General features: G+C 45.7%; 13 protein-coding genes. 9 read left to right on the forward strand and 4 right to left on the reverse strand.

The annotated features are described in order from the left end of the window. A complete protein-coding gene (locus D1Z90_RS12955; protein WP_119911191.1) occupies positions 1-1707 on the forward strand; it encodes a sodium:solute symporter family protein in 1707 nt (568 codons plus the stop codon). A gap of 132 nt (positions 1708-1839) precedes the next feature. Continuing rightward, complete coding sequence (locus D1Z90_RS12960) at positions 1840-2157, forward strand: hypothetical protein (protein ID WP_119911192.1); 318 nt, start codon at positions 1840-1842, stop codon at positions 2155-2157. An 84-nt stretch (positions 2158-2241) separates the two neighbouring features. Here D1Z90_RS12960 and D1Z90_RS12965 read toward each other — a convergent pair whose 3' ends face one another. Further along, positions 2242-3162, reverse strand: a complete 921-nt coding sequence (locus D1Z90_RS12965; protein WP_119911209.1) for a LysR family transcriptional regulator — start codon at positions 3160-3162, stop codon at positions 2242-2244. 152 nt (positions 3163-3314) lie between these two features. On the opposite strand from D1Z90_RS12965, the gene D1Z90_RS12970 reads away from it, so the two are divergent. The 5 genes from D1Z90_RS12970 to D1Z90_RS21975 all read left to right on the forward strand — a co-directional run bounded on the left by D1Z90_RS12970 (position 3315) and on the right by D1Z90_RS21975 (position 6960). Then, a complete protein-coding gene (locus D1Z90_RS12970; RefSeq protein WP_119911193.1) occupies positions 3315-4004 on the forward strand; it encodes a type 1 glutamine amidotransferase domain-containing protein in 690 nt (229 codons plus the stop codon). 134 nt (positions 4005-4138) lie between these two features. Next, a complete protein-coding gene (curA, locus tag D1Z90_RS12975; RefSeq protein ID WP_119911194.1) occupies positions 4139-5182 on the forward strand; it encodes an NADPH-dependent curcumin/dihydrocurcumin reductase in 1044 nt (347 codons plus the stop codon). 47 nt (positions 5183-5229) lie between these two features. After that, positions 5230-5838, forward strand: coding sequence for a glutathione S-transferase family protein (locus D1Z90_RS12980; protein ID WP_119911195.1), 609 nt, complete (start codon positions 5230-5232; stop codon positions 5836-5838). A gap of 368 nt (positions 5839-6206) precedes the next feature. Beyond that, positions 6207-6752, forward strand: a complete 546-nt coding sequence (locus D1Z90_RS12985) for a sugar O-acetyltransferase (RefSeq protein WP_119911196.1) — start codon at positions 6207-6209, stop codon at positions 6750-6752. A gap of 82 nt (positions 6753-6834) precedes the next feature. After that, on the forward strand, positions 6835-6960 hold the full coding sequence (locus tag D1Z90_RS21975; protein WP_269777039.1) for a hypothetical protein: 126 nt from the start codon (positions 6835-6837) through the stop codon (positions 6958-6960). Between the two features lie 55 nt (positions 6961-7015). On the opposite strand, the gene D1Z90_RS12990 is transcribed toward D1Z90_RS21975, so the two are convergent. The 3 genes from D1Z90_RS12990 to D1Z90_RS13000 form a co-directional block, all read right to left on the reverse strand. Then, positions 7016-7651, reverse strand: coding sequence for a TetR/AcrR family transcriptional regulator (locus D1Z90_RS12990; RefSeq protein ID WP_119911197.1), 636 nt, complete (start codon positions 7649-7651; stop codon positions 7016-7018). Continuing rightward, entirely contained in the window at positions 7648-9084 is a 1437-nt protein-coding gene (locus tag D1Z90_RS12995) for a coniferyl aldehyde dehydrogenase (protein WP_119911198.1), read from the reverse strand. Before D1Z90_RS12995 ends, D1Z90_RS12990 begins: the two co-directional genes overlap by 4 nt. Positions 9085-9540: 456 nt before the next feature. Beyond that, complete coding sequence (locus tag D1Z90_RS13000) at positions 9541-11331, reverse strand: ABC transporter ATP-binding protein (RefSeq protein WP_119911199.1); 1791 nt, start codon at positions 11329-11331, stop codon at positions 9541-9543. Positions 11332-11675: 344 nt separating this feature from the next. On the opposite strand from D1Z90_RS13000, the gene proQ reads away from it, so the two are divergent. Next, the gene (gene proQ / locus D1Z90_RS13005) at positions 11676-12296 is read left to right on the forward strand and encodes an RNA chaperone ProQ (protein ID WP_119911200.1); all 621 of its coding nucleotides are present in this window, start codon (positions 11676-11678) and stop codon (positions 12294-12296) included. Between the two features lie 15 nt (positions 12297-12311). Continuing rightward, positions 12312-14312, forward strand: coding sequence for a carboxy terminal-processing peptidase (gene prc, locus D1Z90_RS13010; protein WP_119911201.1), 2001 nt, complete (start codon positions 12312-12314; stop codon positions 14310-14312). Positions 14313-15309: the final 997 nt, after the last annotated feature.

Below are 15309 nucleotides of genomic sequence, written 5' to 3' on the forward strand. Positions count from 1 at the left end.
ATGGATATTCAAACCTGGACCTTTATTTTAGTCGGCATAACCTTTGCCCTCTACATTGGTATCGCCATCTGGGCACGTGCAGCATCTACCGGCGAGTTTTACGTCGCAGGCGGCGGTGTACACCCAGTTGCTAATGGTATGGCAACGGCAGCTGACTGGATGTCAGCGGCCTCTTTTATTTCTATGGCCGGTATTATTTCTTTTATTGGTTATGACGGCGGTGTTTACCTGATGGGTTGGACCGGTGGCTACGTGCTTTTGGCTTTATGTTTAGCGCCTTACTTACGTAAGTTTGGTAAGTTTACTGTGCCAGATTTTATTGGTGACCGTTACTACTCACAAACGGCTCGCATGGTAGCGGTATTTTGTGCCATTTTTGTTTCTTTCACTTACGTTGCAGGTCAAATGCGTGGTGTAGGCGTGGTGTTCTCTCGCTTTTTAGAAGTGGACATCAACATGGGCATCATCATAGGTATGTGTATCGTGTTCTTCTACGCTGTAATGGGCGGCATGAAGGGCATTACTTATACCCAAGTTGCGCAGTACTGTGTATTGATTTTTGCCTTTATGGTTCCGGCGATTTTCACGTCTATCATGATGACAGGTAACCCTGTACCTCAGCTGGGTTTTGGTGGCACGTTAGCCGATGGCTCTGGCACCTATTTACTGGATAAGGTGGACGGCTTATCTGCCGAGCTCGGATTTAATCAATATACCGACGGCTCCAAGTCGATGGTTGACGTATTCTTTATTACTGCAGCATTAATGGTAGGTACCGCTGGTCTACCACACGTTATTATTCGCTTCTTTACTGTACCAAAAGTGCGTGATGCACGTATCTCTGCTGGTTGGGCGTTAATTTTTATCGCCATTCTATACACAACTGCGCCAGCCGTAGCCGCTTTTGCCCGTGTTAATATGATTGATTCTATTAATGGCCCAGACATGAAAGGTGTGGCGGCAGAGCAAGCACCAGGTTGGGTGACTAACTGGGAGAAAACAGGTCTAGTTAAGTGGGAAGATAAAAACGGTGACGGCCGTATGTTCTACTCGGGTGATGAGCGTAACGAAATGGACATTAACCGTGACATTATCGTACTGGCATCTCCTGAGCTGGCAAACTTGCCTAACTGGGTTGTGGCATTGCTCGCAGCTGGTGGACTCGCGGCGGCACTGTCGACAGCAGCAGGTCTACTACTGGTTATTTCAACCTCGGTAGCACATGACTTACTGAAAAAAGGCTTTAAGCCCAACATGACAGACAAGCAAGAGCTGCTCGCGGCGCGTTTAAGTGCGGTAGGTGCGGTGATTGCAGCAGGTTACATGGGCATTAATCCACCCGGCTTTGTGGCGCAGGTGGTAGCGTTTGCCTTTGGCTTAGCAGCGTCCTCGTTCTTCCCAGCGATTATTTTAGGTATTTTCTACAAGAAAATGAACAAAGAGGGTGCCATTGCCGGCATGATTGCAGGTATTGCATTCACTACGGCTTACATCGTGTTCTTTAAGTTCATTAACCCTGAACTCAACACGCCAGAAAACTGGTGGTTTGGCATCTCACCTGAAGGTATTGGTACTTTAGGCATGATCTTAAACTTCGTGGTAGCCATTGCAGTGAATAAAGTCACCGCAGAAACGCCACAAGAAGTACAAGACATGGTTGAAAGCATTCGCTATCCAAAAGGTGCAGGTGAAGCGACACATCATTAATCTCTCCTTGTATTGATGTTTGCCCGGCAATTGCCGGGCTTTTTTGTATTCTGCAACGCTAAATAGGGGTTTGACTTTTATTTGACCTGTGCTGGGTTGACATAATAAGTCCTAATATTCCGGAGATGTTAAATGAAGCTGGTGTTGAGTTATTTCATTCGTAGCCTGATTACCTGTTGCGTTTTACTGAGTGTGTGTTTTACCCATGCTCACTGGTTAGAAGCAAGGAGCCTTAGTGATTTAATATTTTGGTACGGCTTAGTAGGTTTTGTGGTAGGCATGTTATTGATTCAATCATACTTTGCAGGTGAAGATGAAGACAAATTAATCCAAGAGTGGCTTAAACCAAGCAGAGCCAATACAAACCCAAGCGGTTTTGGTGCAGTTAAAATGGGCCTGCCATTCGTGGTGAGCTCGCTAGGGTTAATTGCTTACGCTATTTACATCTAGGTACATTTTCGTTTTTTTAGCCAGCGCCAACAACTGCCTCTGACAAACCTATCTAATCGCGACTCAACTCACAAGGTGGCATCGCTATTGTATGTTCGTATGCTCAGCGAGCCCTTGCTGAATAAAAAAAACTTTCAAAAAATCCACCAATAATCGTAATTTCCTTGCATTGGCACCACCGGCTGGAAAGACGGCGTAAACCTGAATCGGCTTAAGCTGATAATCTTCTAGAATACGCATTAAACTGCCTTGTTGAATTTTCGGCTCTGCATCATAAAGCGGGATCCTAGCGAGGCCATGGCCTCCTTCTACGAATGCGGTTCTTGCTGCGGCATTATTGGTGTGAATACTGGCTTTCATTGCCACGCTGTATGAACGTTCGCCTTTGCTTAGTTCTAGGGTTGAAGACGTCAGTTTGTAATTGACCCATTGGTGCCCGGCTAGCTCCGTCGGGTGCAAAGGAATGCCGTGTTGTTTGAGATAAGCAGGCGAGGCGCATAAACAATTGTGCAAGGTAGATAATTTCGCCGCTTGTAGGCCAGAATCAGAAAGTGGCGCACCGCGAATAGCAAGATCGATTCCTTGTTTAATTATGTTCACAACATCATCGGTCAAGGTCACGTCCAGTTCAATCTTAGGGTATAAACGACGAAATTCATTCAGTGCAGGCACTATTGTGTGCATGCCTACATTGACGGAGCAAGTAATTTTTAATAAGCCAACAGGATCTTGTTTTAAGTTCTCAATGTGTTGATTCGCCGCGCTGGCTTGCTCGGCAATGATTTTACAATGTTGGTAATAATCTTTGCCCGCTTCGGTTAATGACAAGGTGCGGGTAGAGCGGTTGATCAGTTTAATGTTCAGTTGTTTTTCTAATTTTTTAATGTGATAGCTCACTACCGCGCGTGACAAGCCCAGTCGTTTTGCAGCGCCGCTTAAGCTACCTTGCTCGATAACGTGGGCAAATACCACCATGCTTTTTAATTGTTCAAACGAAACATCCAACATTGGCACACCTCTGTATAAATTCCCATTATTGTATCAATAATTAATACAAAGTTGTCGACATAACCTACATTGTTAAGTTGATAGTAAGGCATATACTTGTCTGACATTGAACATAGAACAGCATTAAAGCTAAACAAAAGGCGACAAAAATGAGCACAAAAAAAATATTGATGGTACTTACCTCTCACGACCAACTTGGTGATACGGGAGACAAAACCGGATTTTGGATTGAAGAGTTTGCCGCGCCGTATTATGCGCTGTTAGATGCTGGCTTTGAGGTGACACTGGCTACCCCTCAAGGTGGTGCTGCGCCCATTGACCCGAAAAGTGAGTTAGCTGATTTTCAAACCCCAGCAACCGAGCAATACTTTGGCGACGCCGCCGCTCAACACGCTGTGGCGAATACACACGTGTTAGCAAGTGTTGAAGCGGCTGACTATGATGGAGTTTTTTACCCTGGGGGCCATGGGCCATTATGGGATCTTGTCGATAACCCAGACTCAATTAGTTTGCTTGAACAATTTCTTAGCGCAAATAAACCTGTATCCGCTGTCTGCCACGCGACCGCGGCCTTACTGAACGTTAAAGAGCCAAGCGGTCTATTCGCCGTCAAGGGTAAAGCGGTAGCGGGTTTTACCAATACCGAAGAAGCGGCGGTAGGGCTAACCGACGTAGTGCCGTTTTTACTGCAAGATGCCTTAGTAGCGCGCGGTGCAGACTTCCAACAATCTGATGATTGGCATGCTTTTGCGGTACAAGACGGTTTACTCATTTCAGGCCAAAACCCTGCTAGTTCTGTCTTAGTTGCGCAAAAACTGATCCAGCATATACAAGGCTAAAATTTACTCAGTGGATTTTGCCACCTGAGCGACAAGGCGATGACTTATAAGTGATCGCCTCGTGCATCTTCATCATACTGCAAATTTAGCGTCTACACTGGATCTGTGTCGATACAATAGATAAGAGAAAGTTTGTGAATCAAAACCTAATCGTAAACCGCCAAATTTTATTGGCTTCTCGCCCTGTTGGTGCGCCAACGCCGAGTAATTTCAACTTTACTGAAACAGTTATTCCCAAGCCGCAGCAAGGTGAAGTGCTGTTAAGAACCGTTTATCTTTCCTTGGACCCGTATATGAGAGGACGCATGAGCGATGCCGAATCTTATGCTGAACCGGTAGCCATTGGTGAAGCCATGGTCGGCGGCTGCGTTTGCCGAGTTGAACAGTCATTAAACAGTGATTTCGAGCAAGGAGATTGGGTGGTCGCGTTTGCCGGTTGGCAAGACTACAGCCTCTCTGATGGCAGTCAGTTAATTAAACTCTCCCCAGAGATGGCGAACCCTTCCTATGCGTTGGGCATTTTAGGCATGCCGGGTTTAACCGCTTACATGGGGCTGCTTGACATTGGTCAACCCAAAGCCGGAGACACAGTGGTGGTAGCCGCAGCGACAGGCGCCGTGGGTAGCTTAGTTGGTCAAATTGCAAAACTCACTGGCTGTAAAGTGATTGGCATAGCCGGAGGCACAGACAAATGCTTGTACGCCTGTGAAACGTTAGGCTTTGATGCTTGTATTGACCACTACCAAGACGACTTTGCGCAGCAGCTGGCCGCAAGTTGTGAACAAGGCATTGATGTGTACTTTGAAAATGTGGGAGGTAAAGTGTTCGACGCTGTCATGCCACTATTGAACCCTGCAGCGCGTGTCCCTGTGTGCGGCCTTATTTCTCAATATAATGCGACCCATTTGCCTGAGGGCCCTGATCGCCTTTCGGCATTAATGGCCTTGCTGTTGATCAAGCGCATTAAAATGCAGGGATTTATCGTATTTGATGATTATGGCCACCGTTATGGGGAGTTTTTCAGCGCCATGCAACAATGGCTGGCTCAAGGCAGGCTCATTTATAAAGAAGACAAAGTTGAGGGCCTCGCTAATGCCGTGCCAGCCTTTATCGGATTATTACAAGGTGAGAACTTTGGCAAACTGGTGGTGCGAGTAGGCCCTGACCACCTTGCTTAATATTGGGTAAAAGCACATCAGTTAAAATCGTTTCAAAAAGGACTTTCATGTTAACCCTGCATCATTTAAATGAGTCGCGTTCACGACGCGTATTATGGTTATTAGAAGAGTTGGCCATGCCATACGAGCTTATCAAACATCAACGTGACCCCGTTACCCAGTTGTCACCAGAGAGTTTGAAACAAGTTCACCCGCTGGCCAAAGCTCCGGTGATTGTTGATGGTCACCTCACTTTGTGTGAGTCTGGAGCTGTGTTGGAGTATATTTTGGACAAAGCCGGTGATACGCCTTTAAAGCCGGCGCCTGGCAGTCAAGAGTATTACCATTACTTACAATGGCTGCATTTCGCAGAAGGCTCATTAGGCTTGGCATTGATAAGCCATTTGTTTTTAACGATGGAGCAAAGAAGCGGCGAACAGCCCATGGACGGCTACATCAATAAAGAGGTCGCCCTCGACCTAGACTACATTGAGGCTACCTTAGTCAAACAAGCGTATTTTGCCGGCAACACTTTTAGTGCCGCTGACATCATGATGGTGTTTATGCTGGAGTTGGCCGCAAAACTTAATTTGCTTGAGCCGCGACCTCATTGTCGTAACTACCTTAAAAATGTGCAGCAACGCAGCGCTTATCAGCGCGCGCTCAGTCACGGTTAACAAGCATAAAGACGATAGGGCATGCATATTTCCTTTGTGCTCTTTGCGGCAACATTTAGCTTGCTAAAACTCAATGGATTTAAACTCTCTTGCGGTTGAAGGTTTTCGTGGTGCAATCGTGGCGTACAGATGTGTTTGTTATTTTGTGTTTTTTAAGACAGGGGCGTTTGAAAGCGCAATACAGTGCCATTAAATACGCCCGTTATATTACGTATTTCTGACCTTGGTCCTCGAAAACCCAGCCCGTTGAAATCACTCTGGCGAAAGGAAACCGCGTTTGTCGATTTGTGTCATTGCTGCGTGATATCAATGTCTTTCTGTTAGCCTAGGTTATACTTTGGCGGTGACCTCACGAGTGGAAAAGCATGATGACTGAGTTTGAAAAGATGTGCCAAGGCCTTGACTATGACGCACAGGATCCTGAGTTCGCATTGCTCAGAAGTCGGGCGTTCGAGCTGCTACAAAAAATCAATCAAAGGCCTTTTACCCATGGCAGGCCCTACGTCACAGAGCTACTGCAGCGCCTCGGTGATAATGCCGTAGTGTGTCCGCCATTTTTGTGTGAGTACGGTAAAACCATCGCTATTGGTCGAGATACCTTCATTAATATGGGGGTCACCATGTTAGATAATGCCCCTATCACCATAGGCAATAACGTACTTATTGGCCCAAGTTGTCAGTTTTATACTCCGTCACATTCTTTGGATCATCATTCTCGGCGTAAGTGGGAAGTACAATGTTTGCCCATAGTGGTGGAAGACGACGTATGGATTGGCGGCAATGTCGTGATATGCCAAGGCGTTACTATTGGTGCTCGCGCTGTGATTGCCGCGGGCTCTGTGGTAACCAAAGATGTCGAATCAGACGCTTTGTATGGCGGAGCACCTGCAAAGAAAATAAAAATGCTTAAATAACAAGCTAAACCTATCTTCTGTTGATACTCATCTAGTGGCCTGCTTCGCGATTAGCGGTTGGATTATTGGGCCGACCCTCAAATTGTCTTCTGCGGTTTTTGTCGCCATGGCGGCTTTTGTGGCTTTGTTGTTTGCCTTTGGCTTGGTGGGCCTCTACCACAAGGTAGAGGTTCACCAGCAAGCTAACGCATATCATGCTGGCCGATAGTTACTGGCCATTCAAGTGCTCAATAAATACAGCTGACTAAGGTTTTAAGGCCTTTTTACCGCCTTCGTTTTTTGGAATCCGAAAAAGGCGGTGTCTGGCCGCCTATCGCACGCCATAACATATCAAAGCTGGTGTTGATGTAGTCAAGCTGCGAGATGCATTGAGCGTGCTTTGCGTCGATGACAAAGTGGGCACAGTGCAAAAAGTGGTGGTGACAAAAATCACGAATGATAATCAGGTCTAAAGCCGCAACCACACCAGCATGCCGCGCCAATATAATGCGCTCTTCTAAGGGCGCAAATGTTTCAGCGATAGACATATTTCTATGATGGCTGGCAGGGTGAAAGTGTACTTGACAAAAAAATGCCATGGCAACCGGATTAGCCATGGCCCAGTGCATTCCCGACAGCCACACGGATTTCAATTGTAAGTAGCTGTCAGAGAGCGCTGGCTCAGTCGAAACACAGCCAGCGTGATTCTCATTCTCACCGAATAGCGCCAAACGTAAGCTTTGTTTTAAATGCACAAACAATTCATCCACTAATGCAGCTTTGTTTTCAAAGTGGTGAAACAGGGTGCCTTTGGCTACGCCCGCGGTTGCGGCAATCTGCGCAGTCGCGGTACTTTCAATGCCGCGTTCGGCAAACAGCTGTAACGCGGCATCCAAGATACGTTGTTTTTTTGAGCTCATGCGTTCAGCACTTTAGCGAGGCATTTTTTAAACCAAGTATTATGAGGCGGGTGCAACATTTTGGTGTAGTTAGTCTTGCCACGGGTTAGCACGGTTTTGGCGTGACTCAAGGTTTTAAAGCCTTCAATACCATGGTAATGGCCCATTCCAGAAGGACCTATGCCGCCAAACGGCGCATCTTCTGCGGCAACATGAACCAGTGAGTCGTTAATGCACATGCCGCCAGAATGGCTGTGTTCGATGAAAAAGCGTTGCACTGACTCATCGAAGCTCATCAAGTATAAGGCAAGTGGCCTTGGCCGAGCGCTGATGAAGGCATGGGCCTGCTGAATGTCTTCGTAAGGAATTATGGGTAACACAGGTCCAAATAATTCTTGTTGCATGACCTGCATTTCGTCGCTCACTTGCTCAATTAAATGTGGTGTCATACGGTGGTTTATGTCGTCTAAAGCTTGTTCGGTGACCGTATGCACTACTGCGCCATGCTGTTTAGCGTCTTCTATGACAGACTTTAAGCGTTGATACTGGCGGTTGTTGACCACAGACGTGTAGTCTTCACTGTGAATACCTAGGGGATACAGAGTATTAAAGTAATGCTTGTACGCGCTGATAAATGCGCTGACTTTTTGCTTGGGCAGCAAAATGTAGTCGGGGGCCACGCAGACTTGACCGGCATTTAGGCTTTTTGAAAATGCAATGCGCTCAACCGCGTCGGTAATGTCAAAATCCGGAGCAATCACAGTTGGCGACTTGCCACCAAGCTCTAGCGTTACCGGGGTGAGGTTCTCTGCCGCAGCGCGCATAATATGTTTGCCTACCTCGGTTGAGCCTGTGAAAATGAGGTGATCAAAAGCAAGTTTACTAAAACGGCTAGCTACTTCCACATCGCCTTCTACTACCGCGACTTGATCGCTCGCAAATGCTTGAGCTAATAACTCCTTGATGACTTGATTGGTTGCAGGGGTAAACTCTGACATTTTTAACATGGCCGTATTACCAGCCGCAATTGCGGTGATCAGAGGAGAAAGGGCTAAACCTATGGGAAAATTCCAAGGCACAATGATGCCAATAACACCCAAAGGTTGATAATGCACTCTCAGTTTCGCCGGACTTAAGCTGATGCCGGGTTTTCGCCGTACAGGGGTCATCCAGCGCGACAGGTTTTTGTTGCAATATTTAAGTAAATGCAGCGAGGGGGCAATGTCGGCAATCTGAGTGTCTAACGCCGAGCGTTTCCCAAAATCTTGGGCGACAGCTTGGGTGATGGCGTCCTTATGAGAGATGATAGCCTGTTGTAACGCGTCCAGCTTGGCACGGCGTTGCGCCAGTGTTGGATGATTGTTATCGTTAAAATACGCACGCTGGCGCTCTAAGGCAGCGGCTAACTCTGAGCCGCAGTTCGCGGTGGTTAAATGATCAGGCGTCGAAGTCATTCTCTCTCCTTTACGGGTATTTTTTAAAGCCGCTTTAACACACACAGGATCTTTGACTGTGTTCGCTGCTATAGCCACTTATTGATTGTATTTGCTCCGAGCTTGAGTGTAGCGTCCTTTAGATATCTTGTATGTAACCGACCGGCCGGTCAGTTATAATGTATGAGTTAATATTGCTGTCAGCAAGTTAATGACTTTTAAATGATGAAAGTCCAGTGCACAAGCATTGAAAGTCACCGACGAGGGACAAAATAGAGCAATCCTGTAAAGGGGTTGATTAAGAGGCGAGGGAATACGTGGTAAGGCATTGACTGGAATATTTCACGCAAGCAGTGTTCGCACTTCAAAGGCAGTGAGCGAAAGTTAAAATACAGAGACCTTGCAACGTGGAAAATAAAAACCGGCTATCGCGCTTGGCAGCGCGAACGCGAGGAGCCGGCAAACAGTGATAGCGGGCTAGTTTTGATGGCCACCATAAAGGCTTTGGTATAAACCTGGCGTAGAAACTAAGCTGTCGTGCTGGCCAGTTTGACTTATTTTACCGTCTTCAAATACAAAGATGCGGTCAGCCTGTTTTACTGAAGACAAGCGGTGAGCCACGATAATGGTGGTACGGTGTTGTAAAAAATCATTCAGCGCTTGGTGCAGATTTGCCTCGGTTTTGGTATCTAAAGCGGAAGTGGCTTCGTCCATAATCACTAATTTAGGATCTGACAACACCATCCTTGCGATCGCCAAGCGTTGACGTTGGCCGCCAGAGAGCCGGACTCCACGCTGACCCACTTCGGTGTCTAACCCCAGTTCTAGTTCCTCTACAAAAGTGCGCAGCTGGGCCACTTCCAGCGCTTGCCAAATCAGGGCATCATCGATATCTTGACCTAAGGTAATGTTGTTACGGATATTGTCGTTAAATAAATTCGGGCTTTGTAATACAGTGGCGGTGTGTTCTCTCACAGTATCAAAGCCTGACTCGGCAGTGCTGATGCCATTAAATTTAATGCTGCCACTGGCGGCAGGGTAGAGCCCTAGTAATAGGTGCATTAAGGTGGATTTTCCGCCGCCGCTGGCACCCACAAAGGCCACTTTTTCACCGGGTTTGATCGACAGGCTAATACCTCGGATGACTTCCACTTCTTCATTGTATGAAAAGTGTAAGTCTTTGATGTCAACGCTGACGTTCTCTTGCTGGCTGAAAGGATTAAGACCCTGCTGGGTTTTTGGCTCTTGTTCAAGCTCAAGCACGCTGTTAATGCGTTTTAACGCTGCAGAAGCGGCGAAATAAGAATATTGCATATTTAACAGCTCTTGAACGGGCCCCATCATGAACCACAAATAGCCAAATACGGCGAAAATTTCGCCCACGGACAAATCGGTAAATAACACCATGATCATCGCAGTGGCGCGAAATACCTCAAAGCCAATCAAGAAAATTAAAAAGCTGGCACGACCTGCGGCTTCGCTCTTCCATGAAAACTGAATGGACGTGTCTTTTAAGTGACTGGCGCGGTCAATAATACGTTGAATATAATGACGCTCTTTATTTGCTGCGCGAATTTCATAAATGCCTTCTAGGGTTTCAACTATGGCCTGCTGAAACAATTCAAACGCCGAGTTTTCATTGCGCTTAAGGTGCTTAACCTTACTGCCAAGGCGCGTGGAAAAGAAAATGACCACAGGGTTTAAACATAAAATGAATAAGCCCAGAATCCAGTTTATCCATAACAAAATGGCTGCTGTGCCAACAATGGCCAAAATACCGATTAAAAAGCGGCTTAATGTTTCGCCAATGAATTTGTCTAAGGTTTCTACGTCGGTCACATAGCGAGAGGTTAACGAGCCAGCGCCGAGGGTTTCATATTCTTTTATTGAAATTAAATTGATCTGATTGACCAAGCGCCGGCGTATAGCGAAGGTGACGTGCTTGGCAACGATGGTAAATTGCCGTGATTGTAAAATGGTTAAGGCTACGCCAGTGGCCCTGAGCATAATGGTCAGCAGCAAAATGCACACGATATAAACCGCACCTTGATGCCATTGCTCAGGCAGTAAAGACTGTAGCACTTCAAGAGCTTTGCCCGGTTGGTTAAGCAATACTTCGTCGACCATGAGTGGCATTAGTAAGGGGACGGGTACAGTTGCAAGTGTGGCAAGAATGGCAATGAGGTTTGCCAACACAATTTGTTTTTTATGACGCTTTGCGAGCGTGAGAATCGATTGCCAACTGATGGGTTGCGAATTTTGAGTCATGTGCTTGCTTATTTACTACGTAAGAAAGGGCATTTTACCTTGATTAAAAGTGAATACAATAATAATGCTAGAGCCGTTTATAACAGGCTTAATGTAATAAAATGAAACAATTGCTTAAATAGTGTGCAATTGAGCTAGTGGATTAAAAAAAAGCAAACGTCTTGGGTTCTAAGCTGATATAGTCGCCTCATTACGTCTTATTGCCAACGTCTATCACGGCTTTGGGACGTATTTAACAGAGATAGCCGATAATGGTGAATTTTGTTAGCATTCTCTTAATCCGTCACTATACTGTGGCACATAGCAACACGCTGATATATAAAGTAGTTAGATTTAGGTTTTACATGGAAAATACTGAAAAATTGACAAACAATAAGCAAATCATCGCTTATTTAGTAGAAAAATTCCCACTTTGTTTCATCGCTGAAGGTGAAGCAAAACCTCTTAAAATTGGTATTTTTCAAGACCTAGCAGAGCGCTTGAGTGACGATGAAAAAGTCAGTAAAACTCAGCTGCGCTCAGCCCTGCGTCAGTATACTTCAAGCTGGCGCTACCTCCACGGTGTGAAGCCAGGTGCCAAGCGTATTGACCTTGATGGTGTTGAAGGCACAGAAATTGAGGCAGAGCACGTTGAGCACGCGCAAAAAGCGTTGAAAGAAAGCAAAGCTAAAGTGTTTGCTGAACGCAAAGCTGCCGCCAAAGAGAAAGGCGAAGACAAAAAGCCTACTAGAAAAATTCCGGCAAAAGCCAACAAAAAGCTTACCTCACGCCCTGCTAAACCAGCTAAAAAAGTGGATTACAAACCGGCCAATATTGAGCAGCTTAGCGTGAAACAAGAAGTGCAAGTGATGGTGGGCAAAGCCCCAGTACCTGCAACCATTCTTGGTATCAACAAAGATGAAGTACAAGTGCAACTCGCCTCTGGTATGACCCTGAAAGTAAAAGCCCAGCACCTGCTTCTTTAACACAAGGAAATCTCTATGAAGAAAGTTCTCCGCTTCACGGCGTTAGCAACGAGTTTATGTTTAGCGGGGTTCAGTTATGCTGTAACGCCAAAAATCGCAGCAGACAAGTTACCTAATCTAGAGCAAGAAGCGCAGCACGCAACGGTTAGTAAACGCATTACCCAGTTATTCAGTCGTAATCATTATAAACCTATGCTGTTGGATGATGAGCTTTCTTCAGAGATCTTTGACAGATACATCAAGCAATTAGATTACAACCGTAATCTTTTTCTGGCCTCCGATCTGGAGCAGTTTGAAAAATTCCGTAGCAAGTTTGATGATGACTTAAGAGAGGGACGTTTAGACCCAGCTTATGACATTTTTAGTTTAAACTTGCAGCGTCGATATGAGCGCTTTCAATATGCGCTCACTTTGTTGGACAACGAAATCACCTTTGACACGCCAGACGAATACCGTTTTGACCGCAGTGAATCGCCATGGCCAAAAAACAAAGCTGAGCTAGACGAGCTGTGGCGTCAAAAAGTGAAATACGATGCGCTAAACCTTAAATTGGCGGGTAAAAAATGGCCCGACATTAAAAAAGTGCTGACCAAACGTTACGACAATGCGATAAAACGTCTAACTCAAACGCAAAGCGAAGACGTCTTTCAAACCGTCATGAATGCGTATGCACGCACGATTGAGCCGCATACTAGCTACTTGTCACCGCGCAATGCTGATCGCTTCAACATGGAAATGAACCTTTCTCTTGAAGGCATTGGCGCAGTACTACAAGGTGAAGAAGACTTCACCGTGATCCGCAGCTTGGTACCGGGCGGACCTGCCGCAAAGAGTAAAAACTTGGCCGCTGACGACAAAATTGTGGGTGTGGCACAAGGCAGTGAAAAAATGGTGGACGTGATTGGTTGGCGTTTAGACGACGTGGTCGATTTAATTAAAGGACCAAAAGGCACCACGGTGCGCTTAGAGATCTTACCGGCCAAAGCAGGTGGCGACGCCGCGACTAAAGTGGTAGAAATTGTCCGTGAAAAAGTTCACTTAGAAGATCGCGCCGCGAAATCTGAAGTGATCACCCTAGACGGAAAAAAAGTCGGTGTGATTGATATTCCAAGTTTCTACGTTAACTTAAGCGAAGACGTAGAAAAAGAAATTGCCAAACTAGAAAAAGAAAGTGTTGAAGGCATTGTCATTGACCTTCGCAGCAATGGCGGCGGTGCATTAACTGAAGCGACCTTGCTGACCGGCTTATTTATTCAATCTGGCCCTGTGGTTCAAGTAAGAAACAACAGAAACCGCATTGAAGTGAACGAAGATACTGATGGCCAAGTACGATACAACGGCCCGCTAACAGTATTGATTGATCGCTATAGCGCCTCTGCGTCAGAAATTTTTGCGGCAGCGCTGCAAGACTATGGCCGCGCTTTAATCCTTGGTGAGCAGTCTTTTGGTAAGGGCACGGTGCAACAACACCGCAAAGTGTCACGAATTTACGACTTCTATGAAAAGCCAATGGGTAATGTACAGTACACGATAGCTAAATTTTATCGCATTGACGGTGGCAGTACACAAAACAAAGGTGTCATTCCAGATATCTTGTTCCCAACCGCGGTAGATGCTGCTGACACAGGCGAGAGTGTAGAAGAAAATGCGCTGCCTTGGGACCAAATTAAGGCTGCGAACTACAGTAAAATTGGTAATGTGACCAAAGACGTCGAAAAACTCGATGAAGCGCATAAACAACGTATGGCAAGCTCGCCAGAGTTTGCTTATATTTTTGCTGACATTGAAACGTATAAGAAAGAAAAAGACAGAAAAACCATTAGCCTTGTTGAATCTGAACGTATTAAGTTACGTGAAGAAAAAGAAGCGCTAGAACTCACACGTGCAAATGAACGTTTGCAGCGTCTAGGTAAGCCCGTAGTGAAAAAGCTGGACGATATTCCAGACGATCTAGAGATACCCGATGCTTTCCTAGATGAAGCTGCGGCCATTACGTTGGATCTCAGCAAAAGCTAACGCACGCCTAAATGTCATTTAAAAGCCGGCAGTAACGCCGGCTTTTTTATTGCCAGAAAAGGGATGAAATTTAACAACGCGCTATCTTCATCAAATGATCTTTTATACATTAATCAAATCTTAGTTGCTGTGTTTTTATACAGTTATAATGGCGGTTTTACTTCTATTCTCGTTAATCAAGCTTTTTATTATGCTCGAATAATACAAGCAATAATCTAACTACTTGATTTAAAATAGCTAAATTTAACACATCAGCGTATTTAACGAGAACAGCATTCTCGTTAAATACTTTTCTCGGTTTCTCCCACATTTCTTAATCCAAGCGTTTGAAGCGATTAACGTAAAGTGCTAAATTTTAATGAAATTTTTAGCAATTGCGGCGATATCGATACTATGCCAGGTTTGTGTATAGGCGGAATTCTCGCTAATAAGCTGTTAGAAGGCGGGGCACATTTTAGGGTTTCGAGTGCCGCATCCACACCATTTTTGTTGTCAGCTGGATCAATATGCGGCAATTAACTTGAGAGAGTGCAAAAACAATCGTCGAACTTCAGTGGGTCACCGCTTAAACTCGTTCTGTTTTTCTTCAGTATCTCACGGTAGCGGTGTCTTTAGGTTTTACTTGAGAAAGCATTAAGTTAGAGTGTTTTCATTGAGTTCTGAAGGTGGTGTAAGTCCGCCATTCTAACAAGGTTTTCAAGTCGGACTCGTGATACAGCTTGCTCGGTTCCACTTCGTTTCACATGTTAGCAAGCTGTAACTCGCCGCTTAAAACGGCGTTGATATGATTCCCACTGTCAACGAGCGCGTGACTATCCCTACCAAAAATGTTCGGCATGGGAGAGAAACTTAAGTGAGTGCACCTTTGGCAAGAAAGTTCGGCGGTTGACCTTGCTGATATTCGCGGGTTTGGTTATCCGCATGACTTGTTTTCGCCGCTGGAGCCTTGCCTCAGTCTATGAGCGCGTATGTTAACGCATAACGCCGTCGAGGATTA

This window comes from Motilimonas pumila (assembly GCF_003596335.1).
GTDB classification, from domain to species: Bacteria; Pseudomonadota; Gammaproteobacteria; order Enterobacterales; family CBDFNC01; genus Motilimonas; species Motilimonas pumila.